Annotated in this window: 11 protein-coding genes; all 11 read left to right on the plus strand. The window is 73.8% G+C overall.

Features of this window, described 5'->3' with window-relative positions; translation table 11 throughout:
- The first annotated feature begins 12 nt into the window (after nucleotides 1-12).
- Nucleotides 13-1,020 carry a sugar phosphate isomerase/epimerase family protein gene (locus BLV72_RS28040; RefSeq protein ID WP_093465692.1) on the plus strand — a complete coding sequence of 336 codons (1,008 nt, stop codon included), beginning with the start codon at nucleotides 13-15 and terminating at the stop codon, nucleotides 1,018-1,020.
- A 285-nt stretch (nucleotides 1,021-1,305) separates the two neighbouring features.
- A complete protein-coding gene (locus tag BLV72_RS28045) occupies nucleotides 1,306-3,759 on the plus strand; it encodes a carbohydrate-binding protein (protein WP_093465694.1) in 2,454 nt (817 codons plus the stop codon).
- Between the two features lie 78 nt (nucleotides 3,760-3,837).
- Nucleotides 3,838-5,265: a ThuA domain-containing protein gene (locus tag BLV72_RS28050; protein ID WP_093465695.1), complete on the plus strand. Its 1,428-nt coding sequence runs from the start codon at nucleotides 3,838-3,840 to the stop codon at nucleotides 5,263-5,265.
- A gap of 441 nt (nucleotides 5,266-5,706) precedes the next feature.
- Nucleotides 5,707-6,882 carry an inositol-3-phosphate synthase gene (locus BLV72_RS28055; protein WP_425288404.1) on the plus strand — a complete coding sequence of 392 codons (1,176 nt, stop codon included), beginning with the start codon at nucleotides 5,707-5,709 and terminating at the stop codon, nucleotides 6,880-6,882.
- Nucleotides 6,879-8,669, plus strand: a complete 1,791-nt coding sequence (locus BLV72_RS52095; RefSeq protein ID WP_107417454.1) for an SCO3242 family prenyltransferase — start codon at nucleotides 6,879-6,881, stop codon at nucleotides 8,667-8,669. Before BLV72_RS28055 ends, BLV72_RS52095 begins: the two co-directional genes overlap by 4 nt.
- Nucleotides 8,666-9,550, plus strand: coding sequence for a sugar phosphate isomerase/epimerase family protein (locus BLV72_RS28070; protein WP_093465699.1), 885 nt, complete (start codon nucleotides 8,666-8,668; stop codon nucleotides 9,548-9,550). Before BLV72_RS52095 ends, BLV72_RS28070 begins: the two co-directional genes overlap by 4 nt.
- Nucleotides 9,547-10,260 (plus strand): EboA domain-containing protein, encoded by a 714-nt coding sequence (locus BLV72_RS28075; protein ID WP_093470584.1) that lies wholly within the window; start codon nucleotides 9,547-9,549, stop codon nucleotides 10,258-10,260. Before BLV72_RS28070 ends, BLV72_RS28075 begins: the two co-directional genes overlap by 4 nt.
- Nucleotides 10,260-11,147, plus strand: coding sequence for a TatD family hydrolase (locus tag BLV72_RS28080; protein WP_093465701.1), 888 nt, complete (start codon nucleotides 10,260-10,262; stop codon nucleotides 11,145-11,147). The genes BLV72_RS28075 and BLV72_RS28080 overlap by 1 nt, the downstream gene beginning before the upstream one ends.
- A gap of 10 nt (nucleotides 11,148-11,157) precedes the next feature.
- Nucleotides 11,158-12,336: a metabolite traffic protein EboE gene (gene eboE / locus BLV72_RS28085; protein WP_093470585.1), complete on the plus strand. Its 1,179-nt coding sequence runs from the start codon at nucleotides 11,158-11,160 to the stop codon at nucleotides 12,334-12,336.
- A complete protein-coding gene (locus BLV72_RS28090; protein WP_093465703.1) occupies nucleotides 12,333-13,757 on the plus strand; it encodes an alkaline phosphatase family protein in 1,425 nt (474 codons plus the stop codon). The genes eboE and BLV72_RS28090 overlap by 4 nt, the downstream gene beginning before the upstream one ends.
- A complete protein-coding gene (locus BLV72_RS28095) occupies nucleotides 13,754-14,803 on the plus strand; it encodes a sugar phosphate isomerase/epimerase family protein (protein WP_093465705.1) in 1,050 nt (349 codons plus the stop codon). The genes BLV72_RS28090 and BLV72_RS28095 overlap by 4 nt, the downstream gene beginning before the upstream one ends.
- Nucleotides 14,804-14,814 lie beyond the last annotated feature (11 nt).

Genomic DNA, 14,814 nt, shown 5'->3' on the forward strand with positions numbered 1-14,814 from the left:
CAGGAGGCCGGAATGCCCAGACCCTTCACGCTCTTCACCGGCCAGTGGGCCGACCTCCCCCTGGAGGAGGTCTGCCGGCTGGCCCGCGACTTCGGCTACGACGGCCTGGAACTCGCCTGCTGGGGCGACCACTTCGAGGTGGACCGGGCGCTCGGCGAGCCCGGCTATCTGGACGGGCGCCACAGCCTGCTGGAGAAGTACGGCCTGAAGTGCTTCGCCATCTCCAACCATCTGGTCGGCCAGGCCGTGTGCGACTCGCCCATCGACGAGCGCCACAAGGCCATCCTGCCGGGCCGGATCTGGGGCGACGGCGAGGCCGAGGGCGTCCGGCGGCGGGCCGCCGCGGAGATGGCCGACACCGCCCGCGCCGCGGCCGCCTTCGGGGTCCGCACCGTCATCGGCTTCACCGGCTCCTCCATCTGGCATCTGGTGGCGATGTTCCCGCCGGTGGTGCCCGGGATGATCGAGCGGGGCTACGAGGACTTCGCCGAGCGCTGGAACCCGATCCTCGACGTCTTCGACGCCGAGGGCGTGCGCTTCGCCCACGAGGTGCACCCCAGTGAGATCGCCTACGACTACTGGACCACCCACCAGGCCCTGGAGGCGCTCGGCCACCGCCCCGCCTTCGGGCTCAACTTCGACCCCAGCCACTTCGTCTGGCAGGACCTGGACCCGGTCGGCTTCCTGTGGGACTTCCGGGACCGGATCTACCACGTCGACTGCAAGGAGGCCCGGAAGCGGCTGGACGGCCGCAACGGACGCCTCGGCTCCCATCTGCCCTGGGGCGATCCCCGCCGCGGCTGGGACTTCGTCTCGGCGGGCCATGGCGATGTGCCGTGGGAGGACGTGTTCCGGATGCTGCGCTCGATCGGCTACGACGGTCCGGTGTCGGTCGAGTGGGAGGACGCCGGGATGGACCGGCTCACCGGCGCCCCGGAGGCGCTGGCCCGGCTGAAGCACTTCGACTTCGACCCGCCGACGGCGTCGTTCGACGCGGCCTTCGGAGGCGGGGAGAAGTAGCCCGGCCCGTCCGGCGATCGAGGACCCGCCCGAAGGGCCCCTGGGTGGGGGACCGCACACCGCGCCCCCACCCAGCTTTGTCCTGCCCGTGGATGAAGCAGGGGCTACTTTGCGTCAAAGGGGTTTCCGGACCGGACAAACACCGCTACGGTCCTTGAGATGTACCGGTCACATAGGGCCCCTCGCCCCGGACCGGTCATCCCGGCGCGACGGCGCGCGCCTGTGCCAGTCACGGCGGCCTGACGGCCCGCCCGTACACCCCCCCTCTTTCCACGGAGGATCAGCGTGCACAGGAAAAGGCTTCGACTGCGCGGGCCCCTCGCGCTCGTCACGAGCGCTCTGCTCGTCGGCGCGGGGCTCGCGTTCACCGCTCCCCAGGCGGGCGCGGATCAAGCGGATCAACCCGCCCCGGCCGCCGAGCAGTTCCAGCAGGTCACCCTCGCCAAGGGCGTGGAGGAGACCGGTGAGCCCATGACGCTCGCCGTGCTCCCCGACCGCTCCGTGCTGCACACCTCGCGCGACGGCACCCTGTGGCTGACCGATGCCACGGGCGAGACCAAGGTGTCCGGCAAGCTGCCGGTCTACTCGCACGACGAAGAAGGGCTCCAGGGCGTCGGCATCGACCCCGGCTTCGCCGACAACCGCGCCATCTACCTCTACTACGCGCCGCCGCTCGACACCCCCGCCGGTGACGCCCCCACCCAGGGGACGGCCGCCGACTTCGCGAAGTTCGACGGCGTCAACCGCCTCTCCCGCTTCACCCTCAACGCCGACGGCACCCTGAACACCGGCAGCGAGAAGAAGGTCCTGGACGTCCCCGCGTCCCGCGGCATCTGCTGCCACGTCGGCGGGGACATCGACTTCGACGCCGAGGGCAACCTGTACCTGTCCACCGGCGACGACAGCAACCCGTTCGAGTCCGACGGCTTCACCCCCATCGACGAGCGGGACAACCGCAACCCGGCCTTCGACGCCCGGCGCTCCGCGGGCAACTCCAACGACCTGCGCGGCAAGGTCCTGCGCATCAAGGTGGCCGACGACGGCTCGTACACCGTCCCGGACGGCAACCTCTTCGCGCCCGGCACCGAGAAGACCCGTCCCGAGATCTACGCGATGGGCTTCCGCAACCCGTTCAGGATCAGTGTCGACAAGCCGACCGGCACGGTCTACGTCGGCGACTACGGACCGGACGCCGGCGCCGCCAACCCCGAGCGCGGACCGGGTGGCGCCGTCGAGTTCGCCCGGGTGACCAAAGCCGGCAACTACGGCTGGCCGTACTGCATCGCCGACAACAAGCCGTACCGCGACTACGACTTCGCCACCGGCACCTCCGGCCCGGCCTTCGACTGCGCCGCGCCCAAGAACACCTCGCGGTACAACACCGGGCTCACCGATCTGCCGCCCGCCCAGCCCGCCTGGATCCCGTACGACAACGACTCCGTGCCCGAGTTCGGCTCCGGCTCCGAGTCCCCGATGGCCGGGCCGGTCTACCGTTATGACGCCTCGCTCGACTCCCCGGTGAAGTTCCCCGAGTCGTACAACGGGAATTTCTTCGCGGGGGAGTTCGGCCGCCAGTGGATCAAGCGGATCGAGCAGGGCGCCGACGGGGCCGTGCAGAAGATCAACGACTTCCCGTGGTCCGGCACCCAGGTCATGGACTCGGCCTTCGGCCCGGACGGCGCGCTGTACGTCCTCGACTACGGCCTCGGCTACTTCAACGGCGACGAGCACTCCGCGCTCTACCGGATCGAGAACGCCACCGGCGGCCACTCGCCCATCGCCGAGGCGAGCGCCGACCGCACCTCCGGCAAGGCGCCCATGAAGGTCGCCTTCTCCTCGGCGGGCACCTCGGACGCCGACGGCGACACCCTCGCCTACAGCTGGGACTTCGGCGACGGCACGACCTCCGCCGCCACCAACCCCACCCACACGTACAAGAAGAACGGCACCTTCACCGCCACCCTCACCGTCAAGGACCCCACCGGCCGCACCGCCAGCGCCAATGTCCACCTCACGGTGGGCAACACCGCGCCCAAGGTGACGCTGCAACTGCCCGCCGACGGCCAGCTGTTCAGCTTCGGCGACGAGGTCCCGTTCAAGGTCAAGGTGACCGACCCGGAGGACGGGACCGTCGACTGCGCCAAGGTCAAGGTCACCTACATCCTCGGCCATGACAGCCACGGCCACCCCGTCACCACGGCGAACGGCTGCTCCGGCACCATCAAGACCAACGCGGACGGGGAGCACGACCCCAACGCCAACATCTTCGGGGTCTTCGACGCCGAGTACACCGACGGCGGCGGGGGCGGGCAGCCGCCGCTGACCACCCATGACCAGTCCATCGTCCAGCCCAAGCACCGGCAGGCCGAGCACTACGACGACAGCCAGGGCGTCTCGGTCATCTCCCACACCCCGGCCAACGGCGGCAAGACGGTCGGCAACATCGAGAACGGGGACTGGATCTCCTTCACCCCGTATGTGCTGGGCAACGCCAAGGACTTCACCGCACGGGTCTCCTCGGCGGGCGCCGGCGGCACGCTGGAGATCCACAGCGGCTCCCCGACCGGACGGCTGCTCGGCACCGTCACCGTGCCGGTGACCGGCGACTGGGAGACCTTCCAGGACGTCAAGACGACGCTGAAGAACCCCCCTGGCGGCAGCACCACGCTGTCCCTCGTCTTCAAGGGCGGTGCGGGAGCGCTCTTCGACGTGGACGACTTCACCATCGGCACCGGCTGACGAGTTGACGCCCGGGGTCGGGGGTGGCGGCCGTACGCGGCCGCCGCCCCCGGCCCGGGAGGAAGGAGCACGACGGATATGCACCCGCACACCTCTCCGCACTCCAGACGCGACTCCGGACGCGACTCCGGCACCCGCTCCCGGCGTGGGGCGCGCCTCGCCGCCGTCGGGGCCACGCTGCTGCTCGCCCTGACGGCCCTGCCCGCCGCCGCGTCCGGGGCTGCCACATCGGCCGGCGACGACGACCGGGTCCTGGTCTTCTCCAAGACGGCGGGCTTCCGCCATGACTCGATCCCCGACGGGGTCGCCGCCATCAAGGAACTCGGCGCGCAAAGCGGCTTCGCCGTGGACGCCACCGAGGACGGCGCCGCCTTCACCCGCGACAACCTCGCCCGCTACGACGCCGTCGTCTTCCTCTCCACGACCGGCGACGTCCTGGACGCCGCCCAGCAGTCCGCGTTCGAGGGCTATGTGCGGGCGGGCGGCGGCTACGTCGGCGTCCACGCGGCCGCCGACACCGAATACGACTGGCCCTTCTACGAGGGCCTGGCCGGGGCGTACTTCCAGTCCCACCCCGCGATCCAGCGGGCCACCGTGAACGTCGAGGACCGGGCCAACCCCGCGACCGCGCATCTGGCGCCGACGTGGGAGCGGACGGATGAGTGGTACAACTACCGCACCAACCCGAGGGATCGGGTGCGGGTCCTCGCCACGCTCGACGAATCCTCGTACCAGGGCGGCGCGATGGGCGAGGACCACCCCATCTCGTGGTGCAAGGAGTACCGGGGCGGACGCGCCTTCTACACCGGCTTCGGCCACACCAAGGAGTCCTACGCCGACCCCGCCTTCCGGCAGCACCTGCTCGGCGGCATCCGCTACGCCACCGGCGCCGCCCACGCCGACTGCCGCCCCGAGCAGGGCTATCGCCCGCTCTTCGACGGTACCTCGACGGACGGCTGGAAGCAGGCGGGCCCCGGGAGCTTCACCCTCGACACCGCGTCCGGGACCCTCACCTCGACGGGCGGCATGGGGATGCTCTGGTACGACGCACGCGAGCTGCGCTCGTACTCGCTCAAGCTGGACTGGAAGATGGCGGGCGACGACAACTCCGGCGTCTTCGTGGGCTTCCCGGCCTCCGACGACCCCTGGTCGGCGGTCGACAACGGCTATGAGGTGCAGATCGACGCTACGGACACCCCCGATCACACCACCGGCTCGGTCTACGGCTTCCAGTCAGCCGACCTCGCCAAGCGGGACGCGGCGCTGAACCCGCCGGGGGAGTGGAACACGTACGAAATCCGTGTGCAGGGCGAGCGGCTGCGGATCTGGCTCAACGGCGTGAAGATCAACGACTTCACCAACCGGGACCCGGCGCGCAGCCTGCTCCAGGGCTACGTCGGCATCCAGAACCACGGGGAGGGGGACGAGGTCTCCTTCCGCGACATCCGGATCAAGGACCTGCCGGCGAAGGGCGGCGGCCACCACCAGCACCACCACGACGGCTAGGCGCCCCCGGTTCGCCGTCCCGACGGCCCGAGGGGAGCCGTGGGGGCGGCGTGGCGGCGGGCAGGAGTACGCCGCCTCCTTCCCGCCGCCACCTCAATCACCCACCCGGGGGCAGGACTCCGGGGCCCACCCGCCCCGGCTCCGGCCCCCGGGCCGGGGTCTGCCCGGGCCGCCCGTCCGGGTCCCGGCCACCCCGGGGCTCCGGACCGGGGGCCCGGGCCCGGTGGGCCGCTGACCCCGGGACTCCGCGGGGAGCTCCCGACCGCACAAGGGCTCCGCGCCCCGACCGCCCGACCCCGACCCGCCCGACCCCGACCCGCCCGACCCCGACCACCTGACCTCGGCCTCGGCCCCTCCGCCCCCGACTCCCGTACGACACGAGCGAACCGGCGCCGCCCACGTACCGCCGCCGCGAACGCCAATGCGCGGCACCCGAACCACATGCGCAACCCACGCCCACCCGGGAGGCAGCCAGTGACCACCCGCCCCGACGACATCACCCCACCCCGCGACGCACCCCGTACGGGGGTCTGGCTCATCGGCGCGCGCGGCTCCGTCGCCACCACCGCCGTGGCGGGCTGTGCCGCCGTCGCCGGGGGGTTGCAGCCGGCGACCGGAATGGTCACCGAGACCGCGCCGTTCGCGGACAGCGGCCTTCCCGCGCTCGCCGACCTCGTCTTCGGCGGCCATGACACCGCCACGACCCCGCTGCCCAAGCGGGCCGAGGCGCTGGCCGCCGACGGGGTGCTGCCGCATGGGCTGCCCGCCGCCGTACGCGCCGAACTCGCCGCCGCCGACGCGGCCGTCCGCCCCGGCGGGCCGCAGCCCGGCGACGGCCGCGGTGAGGAGGAACTGATCGCGGCCTTCGCGGCCGACCTCACCGACTTCCTCCGTACGCACGGGCTGGCCCGCGCCGTCGTCGTCAACGTCGCCTCCACCGAAGCGGCCCCGGAGGACCCCGGGACCCTGCCGCCCAGCTCCCTCTACGCCGCCGCCGCGCTGCGCGCCGGATGCCCGTACGTCAACTTCACCCCCTCCACCGGGCTCCACCACCCCCGGTTGCGCGAGCACGCCGAGCGCTCGGGGCTGCCGTACGCGGGCCGCGACGGCAAGACCGGGCAGACGCTGCTGCGGTCCGTTCTCGCGCCGATGTTCGCGCAGCGGGCGCTGGCCGTACGGAGCTGGTCCGGTACGAACCTCCTCGGTGGCGGCGACGGCGCCGCCCTCGCCGACCCGGGCGCCGCGGCGGCCAAGAACGCCGGGAAGGCGCGGGTCCTCTCCGACACCCTCGGCGAACTCCCCGACGGTGAGCTGCACATCGACAACGTGCCCGCGCTCGGCGACTGGAAGACCGCGTGGGACCACGTCGCCTTCGAGGGCTTCCTCGGCTCCCGGATGGTTCTGCAGACCATCTGGCAGGGCTGCGACTCGGCCCTCGCCGCACCGCTCGTCCTCGACCTGGCCCGGCTGACCGCCCGCGCCCACGAGATCGGCCGCACCGGGCCGCTCCCCGAACTCGGCTTCTACTTCAAGGACCCGGACGGCGGCCCGGCCGCCCTCGCCGACCAGTACGCGGCGCTGGTCGGCCTCGCCGGACGGCTGCGGGGCCGTTCATGACGCGGGCGGCGGGGGAGCGTGGAGGCTGGGGGAACTGGGGCGACTGGGCCGAACTGCTCCGGGTGTCGGCCCTGTTCACCGTGCCCGGTGACGCCCTGGCGGGCGCGGCCGCGGCCCGGTCCGGCCCCAACCGGGGCACCGCGCTCGCGGTCTGCTCGTCGCTGTGCCTCTACGAGGCGGGCATGGCGCTCAACGACTGGGCGGACCGGGACATCGACGCCGTGGAACGCCCCGGCCGCCCGCTACCGTCGGGCCGTATCGCCCCGGGCGCCGCACTGACCGCCGCGACCGGGCTGACCGCCGCCGGGCTGCTCTGCGCCGCCGCCGCGGGCCGCCCGGCCCTCACCATGGCGACGGCCCTGGCGGGCACGGTGTGGGCGTACGACCTGGGGCTGAAGAACACCTCCGCGGGACCGCCCGCCATGGCCGCCGCCCGCGCGCTGGACCTCCTCCTCGGCGCCACCGCCTCCGCCCCCGCCGCCCTGCGCTCCGCCCTGCCCCCGGCCGCCCTCCTGGGCGCCCACACCCTCGCGGTGACCACGGTCTCCCGCAGGGAGGCCGTCGGCGGCTCCTCGGCGGCCCCGCTCGGGGCCCTCGCGGTGGGCGCGGCGATCGCCTGGGCCGCGACCAGACGCCCGGCCCCCGCCGCAGGCCACCGTGCACCGCTCGCGGCTGCGAATGAGACCACCACGCCAGGTGGCCTGGCGGCCGGAGCCGCCACGGCGGCCCTCGCCACGGAGCTCTCCCGGACGGGGCCGCGCCGCGGTGGTCCGGCTCGGCGACTCGCCAGAGCCCTGTCCGCCCCGCCTTCCCCGGGCCAGGGCAACCGACTTGGTCGGCGGTGGGTCCTTCGCCGCGCCCCTGCCGTAGGTGCGGCGCTCGGTAGTGGGGCCGGCGCGGGGCGTGGTCCGGTTGTCGGCGGCGCCGTCGGCCGGGCCCCGGCCAACGGGTGGAGCCGGAGCGCGGCGACCACGGTCCGGGCGGCCGCCCCGGCCGGGACCGCCGTGCCCAGCCCGGCGGCCGTCGTCCAGGGCGCCACGGCCGCCGTTGCCCACGAGCTCGCTCGGGGCAAGGGCGTACGGGCGGGGCGCGGCAGTCCGGCGAGGCGGTTCGTCGTGGCGCTCGTGGCGGGCCGACGCGCGGCGGTTGCGGCGGGCACCGGGCATGGCAGCCCGCCCGGCGGACTCGGGTCACGGCGCGGTGGTGCCGCGAGGCGGCTGGTTACGGCGGCCACCGGTGGCGGTCCGCCGGGCGGGCCGCGGGCCGGGGCAGGGTTGCCCCTGACCATCGCCTCGCGCGGCGGGGCGGCCGAGCGTGCGCGTCCGTCCGGCCGCGCGGCTGTCGCCGGAGTCGGCCTCGTGGGCGGCCGTGCCGGGGCCGCGTTGCCCCGGAGCATCGCCGTGCCCGGGACAGCGGCCACGGTGGGCGTGGCCACGGCGACCGGCCGTACTCGGTCGACGAGCCGCTTCGCGGCCGTCGTGGGAGCCGCGCCGACCCGGAGCATCGGAACCATCGCCTCGCCCGGCGCGGCGGCCGGCCGCTTCGCGGCCGTCGCCGGGGTCGTGCTCGCCGGAGGCTATGTGGCCACGGTCGCCCGGCCGTTGGCGCATGCCGCGCTCAACCCCTCCCCGTACTTCCTCCAGCGTGCCGTCGGCAGCGGCATCCGCGCGATGATCCCGCTTCAGGCCGTGCTCGCCTCCCGCGCCGGGGCGCACCGGACGGCGGCGGGGTTGCTCGCGCTGATGCCCGTCGCCCGACGGCTGTCGAGAAAGGTCAGCGCGACATGAGCCGTCCCCGCCCGGAACCCCTGCGCTTCGCCTACGGCACCAACGGTCTGACCGACCTCCGCCTGACCGACGCCCTCGCGCTGCTCGCCGACCTCGGCTACGACGGCGTCTCGCTGACCCTCGACCACATGCATCTCGACCCGCTCGCCCCGGACCTCGCCGCCCGCACCCGCCGTGTCGCCCGCGACCTCGAGCGGCTCGGCCTCGGCGTCGCGATCGAGACCGGCGCCCGGTACGTTCTCGACGCCCGGCGCAAGCACCACCCCACCCTGCTCGACCCGGACCCCGAGGCCCGCGGCGCCCGTGTCGACCTGCTGCTGCGGGCCGTACGGGTGGCGGCCGACCTGGGGGCACCGGCCGTGCACGGCTTCAGCGGAGTGCTGCCGCCCGGCGAGTCCGAGGAGACGGCGTGGCGGCGGCTGGCGGACGCCCTCGGGCCGGTGGTCGTCGCCGCCGAGGCGGCGGGCGTGGCCCTCGCGATCGAGCCGGAGCCGGGGCATCTCCTCGCCGACCTCGCCGGATTCCACCGGCTGCGCACGGCGCTCGGCGATCCGGCAGCCCTCGGTCTCACCCTCGACATCGGCCACTGCCAGTGCCTGGAGCCCGACCCGCCCGCCGAATGCGTGCGCGCGGCGGCGCCCTGGGTGCGGCATGTGCAGATCGAGGACATGCGGCGCGGGGTGCACGAGCATCTGCCGTTCGGCGCGGGGGAGATCGACTTCCCGCCGGTCCTGGAGGCGCTGCGCGCCGCCGGGTACCGGGGGCTCGTCGGTGTCGAGCTGCCCCGTCACTCCCACGCCGGCCCCGAACTGGCCCGCGCCTCCCTGCGGTTCCTCCAGGACGCCGAACGGGCCGCGATCGAGGGAGGCGTCCGGTGCTGACCGCGACCGAGCTGCGCGCCGCCGTGGAGCGGCGACTGGACGAGGCAGGACGCGCCTGGCTGGACAGGGCCCTGGCGGAGGCGGCGAACACCGGGCCTCAGGCAGACGGTTCCGGCTTCGCCCGCTGGGAGCTGGACTTCGCCTCCGCGGGCCGCCACGTCCGGAGCGCTCGACCCGCCCCCGGCGACCCCACCCCCCACGACCTCCCCCACGACCTCCCCGACGCCGCCCGTATCCTGCTCCTCCACGCCGCCGACGCGGACGCGCCGACCGCCGCGAGGCTGTACGCGCAGGGCACCGGCGCCGAGCGTCGCGCCGTGCTCCTCGCGCTGCCGCATCTCCGTCTCGACGCCTCGGACGCCGTCCCGCTCGTCGAGGACGCCCTGCGGACCAACGACACCCGGCTCGTGGCCGCCGCCGTCGGCCCGTACGCCGCCCGCCACCTCTCGCCGCACAGCTGGCGGCAGGCCGTGCTCAAGTGCCTGTTCACCGGCGTCCCGCTCACCGCCGTCGCCGCATGGGAGCGCCGGGCGCGCGGCGACGGCGAGCTGGCCCGCATGCTCACCGACTACGCCCGCGAGCGCACCGCCGCCGGCCGCCCCGTGCCCGCCGATCTCGAGCGCGTACTGGCCCTGACCTCCCGGCCAGCCGCGACGTCCCCGACCGCCACGACGGCCCCCACCCGCGCCCTGACCCGCGAGGAGTCCTGATGCGCATCTTCGACCCGCACATCCATATGACCTCCCGCACCACCGACGACTACGAGGCCATGTACGCCGCGGGGGTGCGCGCCGTCGTCGAGCCGTCCTTCTGGCTCGGACAGCCGCGCACCTCGCCCGCCAGCTTCTACGACTACTTCGACTCCCTCCTCGGCTGGGAGCCGTTCCGGGCCGCCCAGCACGGCATCGCCCACCACTGCACCCTGGCCCTCAACCCCAAGGAGGCCAACGACCCGCGCTGCGCCCCCGTCCTGGACGAGCTGCCGCGCTATCTCGTCAAGGACGGCGTCGTGGCCGTGGGCGAGATCGGCTACGACTCGATGACCCCCGCCGAGGACACCGCCCTCGCCGCCCAGCTACAGCTCGCCGCCGACCACGGCCTGCCCGCCCTCGTGCACACCCCGCACCGCGACAAGCTGGCCGGACTGCGCCGCACCCTCGACGTCGTCAAGGAGTCCGCGCTGCCCATGGACCGCGTCCTGGTGGACCACCTCAACGAGACCACCGTCAAGGAGGCCGAGGACAGCGGCTGCTGGCTGGGCTTCTCCGTCTATCCCGACACCAAGATGGACGAGGAGCGGATGGTCGCGATCCTGCGCGAGTACGGGCCCGAGCGGGTCCTGGTCAACTCCGCCGCCGACTGGGGGAGGAGCGACCCGCTCAAGACCCGCAAGGTCGGCGACCTGATGCGCGCCGAGGGCTTCACCGAGGACGACGTCGACCGGGTGCTGTGGCGCAACCCGGTCGCGTTCTACGGGCTCAGCGGCCGCCTGGACCTGGACCTCGACAGCGCGGAGACCGAGGCCACCGCCACCCACGAGGGCAACTCCATCCTGCGCGGTGGCGGCGCCCCGGCCGCCGCGCCGACGGAACGGTGAGGAGGACACCATGCGCTTCCGCCACCCCGACGGCTCCACCGTCCACCTCGCCTACTGCACCAACGTCCACCCCGCCGAAGACCTCGACGGCGTCGTGGAGCAGCTTCGGCTGTACTGCGAACCGGTGCGCCGCCGGCTGGGCCGCGACCGGCTCGGCATCGGCCTGTGGCTGGCCCGCGACGCCGCCCGCACCCTGAGCGCCGACCCCGCCGAACTGCGCAAGCTGCGCACCGCGCTGGACACCCGCGGCCTGGAAGTGGTCACCCTCAACGGCTTCCCGTACGAGGGGTTCGGCGCCCAGGAGGTCAAGTACCGCGTCTACAAGCCCGACTGGACCGATCCCGAGCGGCTGGAGCACACCACCCATCTGGCCCGGCTGCTGGCCGCGCTGCTCCCCGACGACATCGCCGACGGCTCCGTCTCCACCCTGCCGCTGGCCTGGCGCACCCCCTTCGACCCCGAACGGGCCCGCGCCGCCCGCCGCCACCTCACCACCCTCGCCCAGCGGCTCGACGCCATCCAGGAACTCACCGGCCGCTCCATCCGCATCGGCCTGGAGCCCGAGCCCGGCTGCACCGTCGAGACGACCGGGCAGGCCATCGAGGCGCTCACCGCACCCGGCGGCCCGCCCCTGGACCGGATCGGCGTGTGCCTGGACACCTGCCATCTGGCGACGCAGTTCGAGGACCCCCAGACGGCCACAGACGCGCTCACCGCCGCCGGGGTCCCGGTCGTCAAGGCGCAGCTGTCCGCCGCGCTGCACGCCGAGGACCCGGCGCGGGCCGGGGTGCGGGAGGCCCTCGCGGCGTTCGCCGAGCCCCGCTTCCTCCACCAGACCCGCACCCGGGCCCCCGAGGGCGGCGTCCACGGCACCGACGACCTCGACGAGGCGCTCGCGGGCGGTCTCGGCGACACCGCGCCCTGGCGGTCCCACTTCCATGTGCCGCTGCACGCCCCGCCGGAGCCCCCGCTCACCTCCACCCTCCCGGTGCTGGCGGACGCCCTCGCCCGGCTCGTCGGCGAGCCCGCCCCGCTGACCCGCCACCTCGAAGTGGAGACGTACACCTGGCAGGCGCTTCCGCCCGAGCTGCGCCCCCGTACCCGCGAACGGCTCGCCGACGGCATCGCCGCCGAACTCGCCCTCGCCCGCGACCTGCTGACCGACCTCGGCCTCAAGGAGCTGCCATGAGCGATGTGAGCGGCAGGGGCGGCCCGACCCCCCTCCTCGTCCTGGATGTCGTCGGGCTGACCCCACGGCTGCTGGACCATATGCCGCGCCTGAAGGCGCTCGCCCGCTCCGGCTCCCGCGCCGCACTGGGCACCGTGCTGCCCGCCGTCACCTGCGCCGCCCAGTCCACGTTCCTCACCGGCACCACCCCCGCCGAACACGGCATCGTCGGCAACGGCTGGTACTTCCGCGAGATGGGCGAGGTGCTGCTGTGGCGGCAGCACAACGGGCTGGTCGGCGGCGACAAGCTGTGGGACGCCGCCCGCCGCGCCCACCCCGGCTACACGGTGGCCAACATCTGCTGGTGGTACGCCATGGGCTCGGACACCGACATCACCGTCACCCCGCGCCCCGTCTACTACGCCGACGGCCGCAAGGAGCCGGACTGCTACACCCGGCCCCCCGCGCTGCACGACGAACTCACCGCGCAGCTCGGCACCTTCCCGCTCTTCCACTTCTGGGGACCGGGCGCCGATCTGGTCTCCTCGCAGTGGATCATCGACGCCACCCGCCACATCCTGCGGACCAGCCCCACCGATCTGGTGCTGACCTACCTTCCGCATCTGGACTACGACCTCCAGCGGTACGGCCCCGACGACCCCCGCGCCCACGCCGCCGCCACCGAGCTCGACACCGCCCTCGGCCCGCTGCTCGACGATGCCACCGCCCGCGGGCGCACCGTCGTGGCGCTGTCCGAGTACGGCATCACCCGGGTCTCCCGGCCCGTGGACATCAACCGGGCGCTGCGCCGCGCCGGGCTGCTGGAGGTGCACACCCAGGACGGCATGGAGTATCTGGACCCCGGCGCCTCCAGGGCCTTCGCGGTCGCCGACCACCAGCTCGCCCATGTGTATGTGCGCCGCGCCGAGGACCTGGACGCCACCCGCGCCGCCCTGGCCGGTCTGCCCGGCATCGCCGAACTCCTCGACGACGAGGGAAAGAAGGCCCATGGGCTGGACCATCCACGCTCCGGGGAGCTGGTCGCGGTCGCCGCGCCGGACGCCTGGTTCACGTACTACTACTGGCTCGACGACGCCCGGGCCCCCGACTTCGCCCAGCTCGTGGAGATCCACCGCAAGCCCGGCTATGACCCGGCCGAGCTGTTCATGGACCCCAAGGACCCCTATGTGCGGGTGCGGGCCGCCACCGCGCTGGCCCGCAAGAAGACCGGGATGCGCTACCGCATGGCCGTCGTCCCGCTCGATCCGTCCCCGGTGCGCGGCAGCCACGGCCGCCTCCCGGACCGCGAGGAGGACGGGCCCGTCCTCCTCTGCTCCCAGCCCGGCGCGGTGAGCGGCCAAGTGGCCGCCACCGACGTCAAAACCCTGCTCCTCCGCCTCGCCGGCCTGACGAACGCAACCACCGAAGGAGACACCCCGTGAAGAGGGCTCAGGAACACCCCGAACTCGCCGAGACGCTCCGCCGCCGCAGATTCCTCGGCGTCGCCGCGGGTGCCACGGCCGCCACCCTGGTCGGCACGGCCACCGCCAACGCCGCCCAGACCGGCACCTCGGCCCAGAGCGGCACGGCCGCCCAGAAGGGCCGGGGCGGCCCGCTGGTGCCCCGCGGCCACCTCGGCATCCAGCTCTACACCCTCCGCGACCAGGTGCAGTCCATCGGCTTCGCCGGGGTCTTCAAGGAGCTGGCCCGGTACGGCTACGACCAGGTGGAGTTCGCCGGATACACCCAGGGCACCGGCGACATCACCCTGGGGCAGCTCACGCGGCTGATGCGGGACCACGGGCTGCGCGGTATCGGCAGCCACGTCGGCTACTACTCCGACGACCCGAAGGCGTACACCTTCGCCACCAACCTCACCCAGGTGCTGGACGACGCCGAGGCGCTGGGCCTGCCGCATGTGGGCACCGCCTCCGGGCCCTGGCGCTACGGCTCCACGGTGGACGGCTGGAAGCGCTGTGCGGAGGAGTTCAACACCTACGGCGCGGCGGCCAAGGCGCGCGGGATGAAGTTCTACCAGCACAACCACGCCGAGGAGTTCTCCTTCGCCACCGACCGGCCGGACGTCCGCCTCTACGACGTGCTGCTCGCCGAGACCGACCCCGAGCTGGTCCATCTGGAGATGGACATCTACTGGGCGTATGTGGGCCAGTACCGCTTCGGCAAGAGGGTGGACGGCTCCCCGGCGCCCTTCGAGCCGCTCGACTACGTCCTGCGCGCCCCGCACCGCTATCCGCTCTTCCACGTCAAGGACGGGGAACACGACGAAACCGCCACCGACGGCTACCGGATGGTGGACGTCGGTGACGGTGACATCGACTACCGCCGCTTCCTGACCGCGGTCGGCAGGACCCATGGCGGCCGCCGCCACCACTGGATGGTGGAGCACGACGAGCCCGCCGATTCGCTCACCACCGCCCGCCGCTCCGCCCGCTATCTGCGGTCACTGCGGTGCGGCGGACGGGGCTGAGCGAGGGCCCT

Origin of the sequence: Streptomyces melanosporofaciens, assembly GCF_900105695.1 — a bacterium.
GTDB lineage: Bacteria > Actinomycetota > Actinomycetes > Streptomycetales > Streptomycetaceae > Streptomyces > Streptomyces antimycoticus.